Origin of the sequence: Pseudomonas veronii, assembly GCF_001439695.1 — a bacterium.
Classification (GTDB): domain Bacteria; phylum Pseudomonadota; class Gammaproteobacteria; order Pseudomonadales; family Pseudomonadaceae; genus Aquipseudomonas; species Aquipseudomonas veronii.
Genome location: NZ_JYLL01000018.1, coordinates 38,106 through 51,535, shown reverse-complemented (window position 1 = coordinate 51,535; position 13,430 = coordinate 38,106). Strand labels below are relative to the sequence as shown.

General features: G+C 64.0%; 12 protein-coding genes. 8 read left to right on the top strand and 4 right to left on the bottom strand.

The genetic code is table 11. From position 1 onward, the window contains the following. Nucleotides 1-28 precede the first annotated feature (28 nt). The 4 genes from TU80_RS20380 to TU80_RS20365 all read right to left on the bottom strand — a co-directional run bounded on the left by TU80_RS20380 (nucleotide 29) and on the right by TU80_RS20365 (nucleotide 3,744). Nucleotides 29-814, bottom strand: coding sequence for a sulfite exporter TauE/SafE family protein (locus TU80_RS20380; protein ID WP_046383183.1), 786 nt, complete (start codon nucleotides 812-814; stop codon nucleotides 29-31). A gap of 91 nt (nucleotides 815-905) precedes the next feature. Then, a complete protein-coding gene (locus TU80_RS20375; protein ID WP_017848417.1) occupies nucleotides 906-1,676 on the bottom strand; it encodes a class I SAM-dependent methyltransferase in 771 nt (256 codons plus the stop codon). A gap of 58 nt (nucleotides 1,677-1,734) precedes the next feature. Next, a complete protein-coding gene (locus TU80_RS20370) occupies nucleotides 1,735-3,039 on the bottom strand; it encodes an ATP-binding protein (protein WP_046383182.1) in 1,305 nt (434 codons plus the stop codon). A gap of 3 nt (nucleotides 3,040-3,042) precedes the next feature. Next, nucleotides 3,043-3,744, bottom strand: coding sequence for a response regulator (locus TU80_RS20365; protein ID WP_017848415.1), 702 nt, complete (start codon nucleotides 3,742-3,744; stop codon nucleotides 3,043-3,045). 225 nt (nucleotides 3,745-3,969) lie between these two features. Between TU80_RS20365 and TU80_RS20360 the strand changes: the two genes are divergently transcribed. The 8 genes from TU80_RS20360 (at nucleotide 3,970) to TU80_RS20325 (ending at nucleotide 13,411) form a co-directional block, all read left to right on the top strand. Continuing rightward, on the top strand, nucleotides 3,970-5,127 hold the full coding sequence (locus TU80_RS20360; protein ID WP_057005245.1) for an efflux RND transporter periplasmic adaptor subunit: 1,158 nt from the start codon (nucleotides 3,970-3,972) through the stop codon (nucleotides 5,125-5,127). A 12-nt stretch (nucleotides 5,128-5,139) separates the two neighbouring features. Continuing rightward, nucleotides 5,140-8,229: an efflux RND transporter permease subunit gene (locus tag TU80_RS20355; RefSeq protein ID WP_057005244.1), complete on the top strand. Its 3,090-nt coding sequence runs from the start codon at nucleotides 5,140-5,142 to the stop codon at nucleotides 8,227-8,229. A 52-nt stretch (nucleotides 8,230-8,281) separates the two neighbouring features. Then, the gene (locus TU80_RS20350; RefSeq protein ID WP_057005243.1) at nucleotides 8,282-8,923 is read left to right on the top strand and encodes a DUF1345 domain-containing protein; all 642 of its coding nucleotides are present in this window, start codon (nucleotides 8,282-8,284) and stop codon (nucleotides 8,921-8,923) included. 75 nt (nucleotides 8,924-8,998) lie between these two features. Then, entirely contained in the window at nucleotides 8,999-9,838 is an 840-nt protein-coding gene (locus TU80_RS20345; protein WP_057005242.1) for an AraC family transcriptional regulator, read from the top strand. 54 nt (nucleotides 9,839-9,892) lie between these two features. Next, nucleotides 9,893-10,492 (top strand): LysE family translocator, encoded by a 600-nt coding sequence (locus TU80_RS20340; RefSeq protein WP_057005241.1) that lies wholly within the window; start codon nucleotides 9,893-9,895, stop codon nucleotides 10,490-10,492. A gap of 109 nt (nucleotides 10,493-10,601) precedes the next feature. Beyond that, nucleotides 10,602-11,618 carry a LacI family DNA-binding transcriptional regulator gene (locus tag TU80_RS20335; protein WP_090234923.1) on the top strand — a complete coding sequence of 339 codons (1,017 nt, stop codon included), beginning with the start codon at nucleotides 10,602-10,604 and terminating at the stop codon, nucleotides 11,616-11,618. 76 nt (nucleotides 11,619-11,694) lie between these two features. Then, the gene (locus TU80_RS20330) at nucleotides 11,695-12,477 is read left to right on the top strand and encodes a sugar phosphate isomerase/epimerase family protein (RefSeq protein WP_057005239.1); all 783 of its coding nucleotides are present in this window, start codon (nucleotides 11,695-11,697) and stop codon (nucleotides 12,475-12,477) included. Beyond that, nucleotides 12,470-13,411: a sugar kinase gene (locus TU80_RS20325; RefSeq protein ID WP_046383172.1), complete on the top strand. Its 942-nt coding sequence runs from the start codon at nucleotides 12,470-12,472 to the stop codon at nucleotides 13,409-13,411. The genes TU80_RS20330 and TU80_RS20325 overlap by 8 nt, the downstream gene beginning before the upstream one ends. Nucleotides 13,412-13,430 lie beyond the last annotated feature (19 nt).

Genomic DNA, 13,430 nt, shown 5'->3' with positions numbered 1-13,430 from the left:
GAGCAGCGGCAATACGCGACCGCGTACCTTAGAAAGCCAGCTTATAACCGATGCTCATCAACATGATCGCCAGACACGGGCGCAGCACGCCGTCCGGGACTTTACCGGCCATGTGGCTACCGATGTAGATACCCGGCAGCGACCCCATCAGCAAAAAGCCCAGCAGGTGCCAATCCATATTGCCCATGCCGGCGTGGCCCAGGCCCGCTACCAGCGTCAGGGGTACGGCGTGGGCGATCTCGGTGCCGACCAGGCGCCGCGTGGCGAGGAACGGGTAAAGGATAAACAGCGCCACGGTGCCGAGGGCTCCGGCGCCGATCGAGGTCAGTGCCACCATGGTGCCGAGGACCGCCCCCGTGACCACCGTCAGCGCGTTCAGGTTGCGCGGGTGCATGTGGTAATCGTCGCCAGCATGGCGCTGGGCGAAGGCCAACAGGCGATGCTTGAACAGAATCGCCAGGGCGGTCAGCAGCAACACCACGCCGAGCGCCTGTTTGATCACCGCGTTCATCGCGCTGGGGTCGGTGTGCAGGCTGGCGAGGAACCACAGGGTCAGCAGCACCGCGGGCACGCTGCCCAAGGTGAGCCAGCCGGTGATGGTCCAGTCGATATTCTTGTTTTTGCCATGCACCAGCACCCCACCGGACTTGGTGATGGCGGCGTACAACAAGTCGGTGCCCACGGCGGTGGCCGGGTTAATGCCGAACCACAGTAGGATCGGGGTCATCAAGGAGCCCCCGCCGACACCGGTCATGCCGACGATAAAACCAACGATCAGGCCTGCAACTACGAAACCAACGTTACCCACATCCATCACAGCTACCTGCGGCCTTGTAAAATTCTGGCCGCAGGATAGCGATTTTTCTTATAACCACTTATATCAATATGATCTGACTTTATGCCTTTTACGTCAGTCGCTGGCAAACGTAGGCTTGGGTCTGATAGGGAAAGGCCACGGTATCGCGGCCTTTCAACGCCGGGTGAGTGGCGATCAGGTTGCGTAATTGCGCGGTGACCTCGGCTTTTTCAGCGGCGGGCAGTGCCGCGATAAAGCTGACGGAGAGGAAGCGATCCATGATCACTTCCTGCGGACTGCCGACGTGGTTGTAGGGAAAACAGGTCATCTCGGGGGCGGAAAAATACTCGCCGGTGAACGCCTCGCGCCATTTTCCGCTGTGAAAGCGCGGCGTATCGCCCTCGTAAGGCGTGATGATCGCGGTGATCGCTGCCACCCAGTCCACCGATTCATCCCGCACATTCCACACCAGCCCCAGACGCCCGTCGGGCTTGAGCACGCGGTGAATTTCCGCCAACGCGGCCTGGGTGGAGAACCAGTGGAAGGACTGGGCGCAGACCAGCGCATCGGCGCAGGCGGACGCCAGGGGGATGGATTCAGCGGTGCCGTTGACCAAGCGCACATCCGGCAACAACCTGGCCAATTGCGCAGCCATCGCCTGCACGGGTTCGACGGCAATCAGCGTCGGCGCCAGGGCGTTCAGCAGGCGCGTGAACTTGCCGGTGCCGGCGCCAAGGTCGATCACCGTCGACTGCGCGTCGATGCGCAGTACGTCAGCCAGCCATCCCGTGAGTTGCCGCGGATAGTTCGGTCGGCCCTGGGCGTAAGTGACGGCCTGGGTCGAAAAACCCTGTTGCGCAGACGTGTGAACACCGGTCATTGCCAATCTCTCCTCGGGTAAAGCGGGGACACAGTGTGCGCCTTCCCACCCGGTTTTTCTAATCCGTCACACTCGGCAACCACACACGAAACCGCGCACCGCCGAGCGGTGAAGCCTGCGCGGTCAGGGTGCCGCCCTGGGCTTCGAGGGCGCGCCGGCTGATCGCCAGGCCCAGGCCAAACCCGCCGGTGGAGCGGTCGCGGCTGCGGTCCAGGCGATAGAACGGCTCGAAGATGCGTTCGCGCTGGTCCGGCGGAATACCGATGCCATCATCGTCCACGCAGATTTCGCAGCCCGTGGGACATACCTTGACCCCCACCTGGATGCGTTTGTCGCAGTAGCGCGTGGCATTGCGCAGCAGGTTTTGCAGGGCGCGGGCGGTCAGGCGCGGGTCGAGGCTGAAGCGCTCGACGCTGCAGTCGAGCGCCACGTCGATCACAATCTCGGGGTGCTCCAGTTCGTCGTCGACGCTGCCCAGCACGCTGTCGACAAACTCGTCGAGCACCACCTCGACCCGCTCCGGCAGCTGCGCAGGGTTTTGCAGGCGGCTATAGGAGAGCAACTCCAGCACCAGCTCATCCAGCTCACGGATATGCGCCACCAAGCTTTGCAGGCGCTCGCGGCTGGCCTGGGGCAGGTCTTCGGACAACGCCAGGGCCAGGCCGAAGTCCAGGCGCGTCAGGGGGGTGCGCAGTTCGTGGGAGACCGCGTTGAGCAAGTCACGCTGCTGGTTCAACAGGTGTTCGATATCGTCGGCCATGGTGTCGAACACCGTCGCCAGGCTGCCGATATTGGAACTTGGCGGAATGCGCGTGCGTTCGCCAAAATTCCCCTTGCCCAACTGCGTGGCAGTGCTTTTCAGGCGCTCCAGGTCGCGCCAGTGCGGGCGCAGCCATACCAGTAGGCAGGCGAGCAGCGCGGCACCGATCAGTACGTTCATCGACCAGTACAGCAGGTTCATGTCCAGCGAGTCCGGCGGGATCGTCAGCTTGACCGCAAACTGCGGGTTGATCGGTGAGCTGACCTCGGCCATCCACCCCCACTCGCCCAGGCGGATCACCGGCTTGCCTTGGGCCAGCAGCTGCTCTTCTTCGGGGGTGTAGCGCGCGTCCTGGTGCAACAGCAGTTCGACCTTGAGCGGCGCGAAGTCACGGCCCAGTTGTTCGGTGACCTGGGACCAGCGCTCCACCGGCGCCCGCTGGTATTGCTTGACGATGAGTTTCTGCAGGCCGCGGGACTGTTCGACGTTGTAGTCCACGTAGCGGTGCTCGAACACCTGGATCACCAGCTTGGGAATCAGGAAGATCGCCGCGCTGTAGGTGACGATCGTGATCAGATAGAGACGCAGCAGCACACGAAACATGACTCAGCATTCCCACTCTGATCGGCTGAACAGATAGCCTTTGCCCCACACCGTCTTGATCTTGCGCGCTTCCCCGGCGTGGTCGTCGAACTTGCGGCGCAGCTTGGAGATGGCCACGTCCACCGAGCGGTCGGTGCCGTTGAACTCGATCCCGCGCAGGCGTTGCAGGATCTGGTCGCGGCTGAGCACTTCACCGGCATGCCGCGCCAGCACCACCAGCAGGTTGTATTCGCCGCTGGACAACTCCACCGCCTGTTCGCGCCAGGTCGCGGTGCGTTCCGACAGGTCGATGCACAGGTTGCCGATGACGATCTGGTCGTTGGCCACCTGCGGTTCGGACAAGCTGCTGCGGCGCAACAGCGTGCGGACCCGGGCCAGCAGCACGCGGGGCTCGCAGGGTTTGGTGACGTAGTCGTCGGCGCCCATTTCCAGGCCCAGCACCTGGTCGTGGCTGTCATCGCGGGCGGTCAGCATCAGGATCGGCAGGCCCGCCGAATCGGCGCGCAGCAAACGGCACACCTGCAGGCCGTCGAGGCCGGGCAGCATCAGGTCGAGGATCACCAGATCCGGCGGGTTGAGCCGCGCGCGTTCGCGAACATGGTCGCCCCGGCTGAGCACGCTGACGTGGTAGCCATTGCGCTCCAGGTAGCTGGCAATCAGCTCGGAGAGCGCGGCGTCGTCTTCGACCAGGAGGATGTTGGGCATGGTGTTTCCAAATAATGCGGTTATGGGTCTTACACAAATCCCACGTGGGAGGGGACTTGCGCCCTGCCACATTTGATCTTCAGTGTTTGCAAGGTTGTGCAAGGATATACGCCCGCGGCCGAACGTGGGCTGCACCTTACATTTCTTCACAGACGACCTACACAGCTTCACAGCAGCGCAGTGCCGGCGACATTAGGATGCACCAGTCAATATTGGGATAAGAGCATGTCGAAGAATCTGTTTGCGCCGTTTTGCTTGCTGGCACTGACACTCGCCCTGAGTGCGTGTGACGAGTCGTCCGCCGAAGCACCGGAAATGCCCCTGGCCACAGTCCGCATCGAAACCCTCGAGGCCAAACCCCTGGCCATCAGCAGTGAACTGAGCGGGCGCATTGCCGCGCCGCGCATTGCCGAAGTGCGCGCGCGGGTCGCCGGGGTGGTGATGCAGCGGGTGTTCAAGGAAGGCCATGACGTGAAACAGGGCGACGTGCTGTTTCGCATCGACCCGGCACCGTTCAAGGCCGATCTGGACAGCGCTCAGGCCAACCTGAGCAAGGCCGAGGCCAATGCGTTCCAGGCGCGCCTGCAAGAACAGCGCTACAGCCAGTTGGTCGAAGGCAACGCCATCAGCGGCCAGGACTACGACAACGCCCGCGCCGCCCTGCGCCAGACCAACGCCGAGGTCGCCGCGAACAAGGCCGCCGTCGAACGGGCCAAACTGAACCTGGGCTACGCCACCGTCACCGCGCCGATTTCCGGGCGCATCGGGCGTGCGCTGGTGACCGAAGGCGCGCTGGTCGGCCAGAACGAGGCCACGCCGCTGGCGATCATCCAGCAATTGGACCCGATCCACGCCGACCTGACCCAGTCCACCCGTGAGTTGAACGAGCTGCGCCGCGCCTTCCGCGCCGGCAGTCTGAAACAAGTCGGCCAGGACCAGGCCAAGGCCACGCTGATCCAGGACGACGGCAGCCTGTATCCGCTGCCGGGCAAATTGCTCTTCGCCGAGATCAGCGTCGACCCCGGCACCGGGCAGATCATCCTGCGCAGCGAGTTCCCCAACCCGGACCTCGACCTGCTGCCCGGCAGTTTCGTGCGCGTGCGCCTGGAACAGGCGGTCGACCGCCAAGGCATCAGCGTGCCGCAACGCGCGATCACCCGCGACAGCGCCGGCATCCCGATGGTGCTGTTGTTGGACGCCGAACAAACCGTGAGTTTGCAACCGGTGGAATTGGGCGCGGTGATCGATGACCGCTGGGTCGTCAGCGCCGGGCTCAAGGCCGGTGACCGCATCGTCGTCGAGGGCGTGCAACACGCGCGTCCCGGTGAAAAAGTTCAAGTGGATGACAGCCCGCCACCGCCCGCCCAGGCTTCCGGCCAATAAGGATCTTTGACCATGCCGCAGTTCTTTATTGACCGCCCGATCTTCGCCTGGGTGGTCGCCCTGTTTATCCTGCTGGCCGGCGCGCTCGCCATCCCGCAGTTGCCGGTGGCCCAGTACCCCAACGTCGCGCCGCCGAAAGTCGAAATCCACGCGGTGTACCCCGGCGCTTCGGCGCAGACCCTGGATGAAAGCGTGGTCAGCCTGATCGAGCAAGAGCTCAATGGCGCCGATCACCTGCTGTATTTCGAATCCCAGAGCAGCCTCGGCTCGGCCACCATCACCGCGACTTTCCAGCCGGGCACCAACCCGGAGATGGCCCAGGTCGACGTGCAGAACCGCCTCAAGGCCGTGGAATCGCGCTTGCCCCAGGCGGTGACCCAGCAGGGTTTACAGGTGGAGAAAGTCTCCGCCGGCTTCCTGCTGCTGGTGACCCTGACCTCCAGCGACGGCAAGCTCGATGACGTGGCGCTCAGCGACTACCTGGCGCGCAACGTGATGAACGAACTCAAGCGCCTCGACGGGGTGGGCAAGGCCCAGCTGTATGGCGCCGAGCGGGCCATGCGGGTGTGGATCGACCCGCAGAAGCTGATCGGTTTCAACCTGACCCCGGCCGACGTGAATGCCGCGATCAGCGCGCAGAACGCCCAGGTTTCCGCCGGCAGCATCGGCGACTTGCCGGGCACCAAGACCCAGGAAATCACCGCGGCGATCCTGGTCAAGGGCCAGTTGTCCACGCCGGCCGAGTTCGCCGACATCGTGCTCAAGGCCAACCCTGACGGTTCCACCGTGCGTATCGGCGATGTGGCGCGGGTGGAAGTCGGCAGCCAGGAATACCAGTTTTCCACACGCCTGAACGGCAAGCCGTCCACCGCCGTCAGTGTGCAACTGTCGCCGGGCGCCAATGCGCTGAGCACCGCGAACCGGGTGCGGGCGAAGATGGATGAGCTGTCGCGCTACTTCCCGGCCAATGTCGAATACAAGATCCCGTATGACACCTCGCCGTTCGTCAAAGTCTCGATCACCAAGGTGGTCTACACCCTGCTCGAAGCGATGGCGCTGGTGTTCGCGGTGATGTTCCTGTTCCTGCAGAACGTGCGCTACACGCTGATCCCGACCCTGGTGGTGCCGATTGCGTTGATGGGCACCTTCGCCACCATGCTGTTGCTCGGGTTCTCGATCAACGTGCTGACCATGTTCGGCATGGTGCTGGCCATCGGTATCCTGGTGGACGATGCGATCGTGGTGGTGGAGAACGTCGAGCGGATCATGGTCAGCGAGGGCCTGTCGCCCAAAGAGGCCACGCGCAAGGCCATGGGCCAGATCACCGGGGCCATCATCGGCATTACGTTGGTGTTGGTGGCGGTGTTTCTGCCGATGGCATTCATGCCAGGCTCGGTGGGGGTGATCTACCAGCAGTTTTCGCTGTCGATGGCCACCTCAATCCTGTTCTCGGCGTTCCTCGCCCTGACCTTGACCCCGGCACTTTGCGCGACCCTGCTCAAGCCGATCGCCAAGGATGAGCACCACGCCAAGGGCGGGTTCTTCGGCTGGTTCAACCGGCGTTTCGAACGGCTCACCGACCGCTACGAAGGCTGGGTGGCGTATGCCCTCAAGCGCAGCGGCCGTTACCTGTTGATCTACCTGGTGCTGCTGGTGGGCCTGGGGCTGATGTTCAGTCGCCTGCCCTCCTCGTTCCTGCCGGTGGAAGACCAGGGTTACACCATCATCGATATCCAGTTGCCGCCGGGCGCGAGCAAGAACCGCACGGTGCAGGTGGCCGAACAGATCGAAGCGCACAACGCCGAAGAGCCCGGGGTTGGCGACACCACCATGATCATGGGCTTCAGTTTCTCCGGCTCCGGGCAGAACGCGGCGCTGGCGTTCACCACGCTCAAGGATTGGTCGCAACGCAGCAGCGACGATTCGGCCGCCGCGATTGCCGACCGCGCCAACATGGCGTTCACTGAACTGAAGGACGCGATTGCCTATGCGATCCTGCCTCCACCGGTGGACGGCCTCGGCACCAGCAGCGGTTTCGAGTTCCGCTTGCAGGACCGTGGCGGCGTCGGCCACGCGGCGTTGATGGCGGCGCGTACCGAACTGCTGGACGCTGCGGGAAAAAGCCCGATCCTGGCCAACGTGCGTGAAAGCGCCCTGGCCGAAGCGCCGCAAGTGCAGTTGCAGGTCGACCGCAAGCAGGCCAACGCGCTGGGCGTGTCCTTCGCCGATGTGGGCAATGTACTGTCGTCGGCCATCGGTTCGGCCTACATCAATGACTTCCCCAACCAGGGGCGCATGCAGCGCGTGGTGGTGCAGGCCGAAGGCGACCAACGCAGCCAGGTCGCGGATCTGTTGAAGATCAACGTGCGCAACAAGGCCGGCGAGATGGTGCCGCTGTCGGCGTTCGTCGCAGCCAAGTGGACCCAGGGACCGACGCAGTTGACCCGTTACAACGGCTACCCGGCCATCGCCATTTCCGGTGAAGCGGCACCGGGGCACAGCACGGGCGAGGCGATGGAAGAAATCCAGCGCCTGGTCAACCAACTGCCGGCGGGCCTGGGCCAGGAATGGACCGGCCTGTCGTTGCAGGAACGCCTGTCCGGCTCCCAGGCGCCGCTGTTGCTGGGCCTGTCGCTGCTGATTGTGTTCCTGTGCCTGGCCGCCCTGTATGAAAGCTGGTCGATCCCGACGTCGGTGCTGCTGGTGGTGCCGCTGGGCGTGCTCGGCGCGGTGTTGGCCGTGACCTTGCGCGGCATGCCCAACGATGTGTTCTTCAAGGTCGGGCTGATCACCATCATCGGCCTGTCGGCGAAGAACGCGATCCTGATCATCGAGTTCGCCAAGGACCTGTACGAGCAGGGCGAAGACTTGCTCGACGCGACCTTGAAGGCCGCGCGGCTGCGCTTGCGGCCGATCATCATGACCTCGCTGGCGTTCATCCTCGGCGTGGTGCCCCTGGCGATTGCCACCGGCGCCAGTTCGGCGAGCCAGCAAGCGATCGGTACGGGGGTGATCGGCGGGATGATCACTGCGACGCTGGCGGTGGTGTTTGTGCCGGTGTTCTTTGTGGTCGTCATGAAGCTGGTGCGCAAGCGTCCATAACCCGCGCAAAAATGCGCTATGGTGCTCACAACCGCCCTTGTTGTGAGCACCCATGCCCTTCCTCGCCCGCACCCACCCTCGCCTCTCTTGCGCCGCCGTCCTGGGCCTTGCCGTTGGCATCCTGGTACCCGCCGATACACTCGTGAGCAAAATCCTGATCGGCTGGAATGCCGGCGTCTGGATCTACCTGGTGCTGATGCTGTGGCTGACCATCCGCGCCAAGGCCGAAGACGTCAAACGCATCGCCGAGATCGAGGATGAAAACGCCGGCCTGGTGCTGTTCACGGTGTGCATCGCAGCCATCGCCAGCCTGGCCACCATCACCTTCGAACTGGTCGGCAGCAAGGACCTGAGCACCGCCGAGCGGCTGTTGCACTACGGTTTTACCGGCCTGACGGTCATCGGCTCATGGTTGTTGATCGGGGTGATCTTCAGCGTTCACTACGCCCGGCTCTATTACACCTGGGCCGGCAAAGAGCCGGCGCTGCGCTTTGCCGAGGGGTTGTTGACCCCCAACTATTGGGACTTCCTGTACTTTTCCTTCACCATCGGCGTCGCCGTGCAAACAGCAGACGTGGGCGTTGCCACCCGCACCATGCGCAAGGTGGTGCTGGGGCAATCGCTGATCGGGTTTCTGTTCAACACAGCGATCCTTGGGTTCTCGATCAATATTGCCGCGGGACTGTTCAGTTGACGCCGCACAAACCTTCTAGACGCCCACGACTCGATGGGCGCTAGATAACATCGTCTATTCCGCCTCGGTGTTGTGATGGCCGCGCACAATTGGATCGATCTGTCCCAGGACGCCGACACCGGCATCGAGACCCTGCGCGCGCATTTCGAAGGCCATGCCTACGATCCCCATTGGCACGACAGCTACCTGATCGGCGTGACCGAACAAGGCGTGCAGCAATTCAACTGCCGCCGCACGCGCCACAACAGCGTGCCCGGCCAGGTGTTCCTGGTGGAACCCGGCGAGTTGCATGACGGCGACGCGCCCACGGCCGACGGTTTTACCTACCACATGCTCTACCTCGACCCGCAGTGGTTGACGCGGGAAGTGAGCGCGGTCTTCGAAGAGGCTCCCGTCAACAGCCAGCTGAGTTTTGCCGAGACCTTGACCAACGACCCGCGCCTGGCCCTCGCCACCAGCCAAGCCTTTCGCACCCTGCACAGCGGCGAGTTGCGCATCGTGCGACAACGGGCCATGGACCAGTTGCTCGAACGCCTCACCGGCCAGCTCCACTGGCGCAGCCGTTACCGTGACGACCCACGCCTGCCGCTGGTCGCCCACAAAGCCCGGGAATACCTGCATGCCCACCTGCATCACGATGTAGGCATGGATGCCCTGGCGCTGGCCTGCGGCGTCGACCGCTTCCGCCTGACCCGCGCGTTCAAGAGCGCGTTTGGCCTGCCGCCCCATGCTTATCTGGTGCAACTGCGCCTGGCCCGCGCGCGGCACTTGCTGGCCAAGGGTGAACAACCGGCCGATGTGGCGATCGCCCTGGGTTTTGCCGATCAGAGCCACCTGGGCCGCTGGTTCGTGCGCGCCTATGGCCTGACACCGGCGGCCTACCGCAAGCGCTGCTCAAATCTTCCAGACAGGTGATACGCGGGCTTGTGAAGATCGACGCCATCAATGGGTCTATCGGAGTCGTCCCCCATGCTGTCCACGCTGTTGCCTTTCATGCTGTTTGCCTTCGTCGCCTCAATTACCCCCGGCCCGACCAATATCCTGGTACTGAGCAACAGCGCCCGTTTCGGTTTCAGGGCCACGCTGCCAATCATCCTGGGCGCCTGCGCCGGCGCGGCGCTGCTCGTGCTGGTGGTGGGCTCGGGGTTTGGCCGATCCTTGGTGCAGCTACCCAAGGTACAAACCGCCATGCAATGGATCGGCATTGCCTGGCTGAATTACCTGGCCTGGCAGATTTTCAGCGCCCCCACCCGGACCATCGAAGCGGATACACGCCAAAAACCCCTGAGCCCGATCGGCGCCGCCAGCCTGCAATTGATCAACCCGAAAAGCTGGATGATGGCACTGGCCGTAGTCAGCGTTTTTACCGGCAATGGTGCGGAGCGCCAAAGCCAGGTGGTGTACCTCTCCCTGGCGTTTTTCCTGATATCGATCCCCTGCCTGGGCACCTGGGCGCTGTTGGGTGCCGGGTCCGCACGGGTGTTGCGTTCGACCAGCGCCATGCAGCGTTTCAACCGCGGTATGGCCGTGCTGCTGCTGGCGGCGGCTTGGTTAAGTGTGCTGGCCTGAACACACCGGCTATCTGGCTTTGTCCTACAACTTCTTGACGGCTTTCGTACTTTAGTGGTTTCCTGAAACCGGTTTCAGTCATTCCAATAAAAATAGAAGGTCGATGACCGTGAACAGTTTCTCTGCCGCCCAGCGCAGCCGCGTGACCATGCTCGACGTCGCCCAGCGCGCCGGCGTGTCCAAAGCCAGCGTGTCGCGCTTCATCGGCGACGATCGCGCCCTGCTCTCCGATGCCATCGCCCTGCGCATCGAGCACGCCATCGCCGAACTCGGCTACCGCCCCAACCAGATGGCCCGTGGCTTGAAACGCGGGCGCACGCGCCTGATCGGTATGCTGGTGGCCGATATCCGCAACCCCTATTCCATCGCCGTGATGCACGGTGTCGAAACTGCCTGCCGCCAGCACGGCTACAGCCTGGTGGTGTGCAACACCGACCGCGATGACGAGCAGGAACGCCAGCACCTGGCGGCGCTACGCTCGTACAACATCGAAGGGCTGATCGTGAACACCCTCGGCCACCACCTCGAACAACTGCTGGAACTGCAACGGGAAATGCCCCTGGTGCTGGTGGACCGCAAGGTCGCACCGTTGCGCAGCGACCTGGTGGGTTTGGATAACCCGGCCGCGGTACGCATGGCGCTGGAACACCTTGAGCAACAGGGCTACCGCGAGATAGTGCTGGTCAGCGAGGCCACCGATGGCACCAGTTCGCGCCTGGAGCGCCTTGACAGTTTCACCGCCGAGATTGCCCGCCGCCCGGCGTTGAGTGGCACGGTGCTGGAACTGGACGGCGCGCTGGAAAAGCGCCTGCGCAGTTTCCTGGCCAAGCCCGGCGCCAAAGCCGTGTTCTGCGCCAACGGCATCGCCGCCCTCGCCTGCACCCGCGCGCTCAAGGCGCTGGAGTGCGACCTGTTCGCGGACGTCGGCCTGATCGCCCTGGATGACCTGGACTGGTACCCGCTGGTGGGCACCGGCATCACCGCCCTCGCCCAACCGACGCAGGCGATTGGCGCGAGTGCCTTCGACTGCCTGCTCAAGCGCCTGCGCGGCGATACGGCGCCGGCCCGCACCCTGGATTTCCTGCCCGAACTGATCGTTCGCGGTTCCACCCAACCCACCTCGTAGCCGCTGTCGAGCCCTCGCGGGCGTCAATTCAATAGGTTGCGCAGAAAAATGAAACCGGTTTCAGAGGTACACAATCATGCATGAATACCCCGTCTCCATCAGCCTTTCCAGCTACGGCGCCGACCTCGTCCGCCAGCAGGGCCAATTGAGTTTTGTCGCCCTGCTGGCGGCGGCCGGTGCCCGGCGCATCGAGTGGCGCGAAGAGCTGCTGACCATTGAACAACCGGCACAACTGGCCCGGGCGGCGGCCGAACAAGGCCTGGAGTGCGTGTTCTCTTCGCCGCTGGAACTGTGGGTCGCCGGCCGCGCCCAGCCGAATGCCGAGCTCGCCGCCACCCTTGATCGCGCCCAGGCCTTTGGTGCGCGCTGGCTGAAAGTCTCCCTCGGCTACTTCACCGACACCAACGACCTGCACAGCCTGCACGCCCTGCTCAACCGCCACCCGGTCAAGTTGCTGGTGGAAAACGACCAGACCCTGCATGGCGGTCGCATCGAACCGCTGCAACGTTTCTTCAGCGAAGTCGAGCGCCTTGGCCTGCCGGTGAAGATGACGTTCGATATCGGTAACTGGCACTGGCAGGACCAGTCCGCGCTCACCGCCGCGCGCCTGCTCGGCCGGCATGTCGACTACCTGCACTGCAAGGCCGTGGCGCGTCGCGCGGACGGCAAGCTGGTGGCACTGCCGCCCGGCGCCACCGACCTGCATCTGTGGGAACAACTGCTGGGCCACATGACTCAAGGTATTACCCGGGCGGTGGAATTCCCGCTGCAAGGCGACGACCTGGTCGAAGTCACCGCCCAGCAGGTCGCCACCCTCGCCCTGCTTGGCCAACCCCGTGCGGAGTACGCCCATGTCTGAGATCGATATCCTGTCGTTCGGCGAAACCATGGCGATGTTTGTCGCCGAACAGAGCGGCGACCTGGCCCAGGTGGGCCACTTCCACAAACGCATCGCCGGGGCCGACAGCAATGTCGCCATCGGCCTGTCGCGCCTGGGCTTCAACGTCGCCTGGCTGAGCCGGGTGGGCAACGACTCCCTGGGCCGCTTTGTGCTCGACACGCTCAAGCAACAAGGCCTGGATTGCCGGCACGTGGCGGTCGACCCGCTGCACCCCACCGGTTTTCAGCTCAAGTCCCGCGAAGAAGCCGGCGATGATCCCCAGGTCGAGTACTTCCGCAAGGGCTCGGCGGCCAGTCACTTATCCATCGCAGCCATCAGCCCGGCGCTGCTGCAGGCGCGCCACCTGCACGCCACCGGCATCCCGCCGGCCTTGTCCAAGGCCACCGGCGAGTTGTCCCGCGAGCTGATGACGCAAATGCGCAAGGCCGGGCGCAGCGTGTCGTTCGACCCGAACCTGCGCCCGGCGCTGTGGCCCAGCCAGCAGCAGATGATCCGCGAGATCAACGCCCTCGCAGGCTTGGCCGATTGGGTCTTGCCGGGCTTGAGCGAAGGTCGCCTGCTTACCGGTTTCGACGACCCGGCGGACATCGCCGCGTTTTACCTGGACCAGGGCGCCGAAGCCGTGGCCATCAAGCTCGGCCCGGACGGCGCGTATTACCGCACCCAACTGGACCAAGGCTTTGTCGCCGCCGTGAGCGTGGACAAAGTGGTCGACACCGTCGGCGCCGGTGATGGCTTTGCCGTCGGCATGATCAGCGCCCTGCTGGAAAACCTCAGCTTCCCCGAGGCGGTACACCGCGGCAACTGGATCGGCAGCCGTGCCGTGCAGAGCCGCGGCGATATGGAAGGCTTACCCACACGCACGGAGCTGCCGACCCGATCCGTTGCTTGACCCACTCCCTGTTGCCACA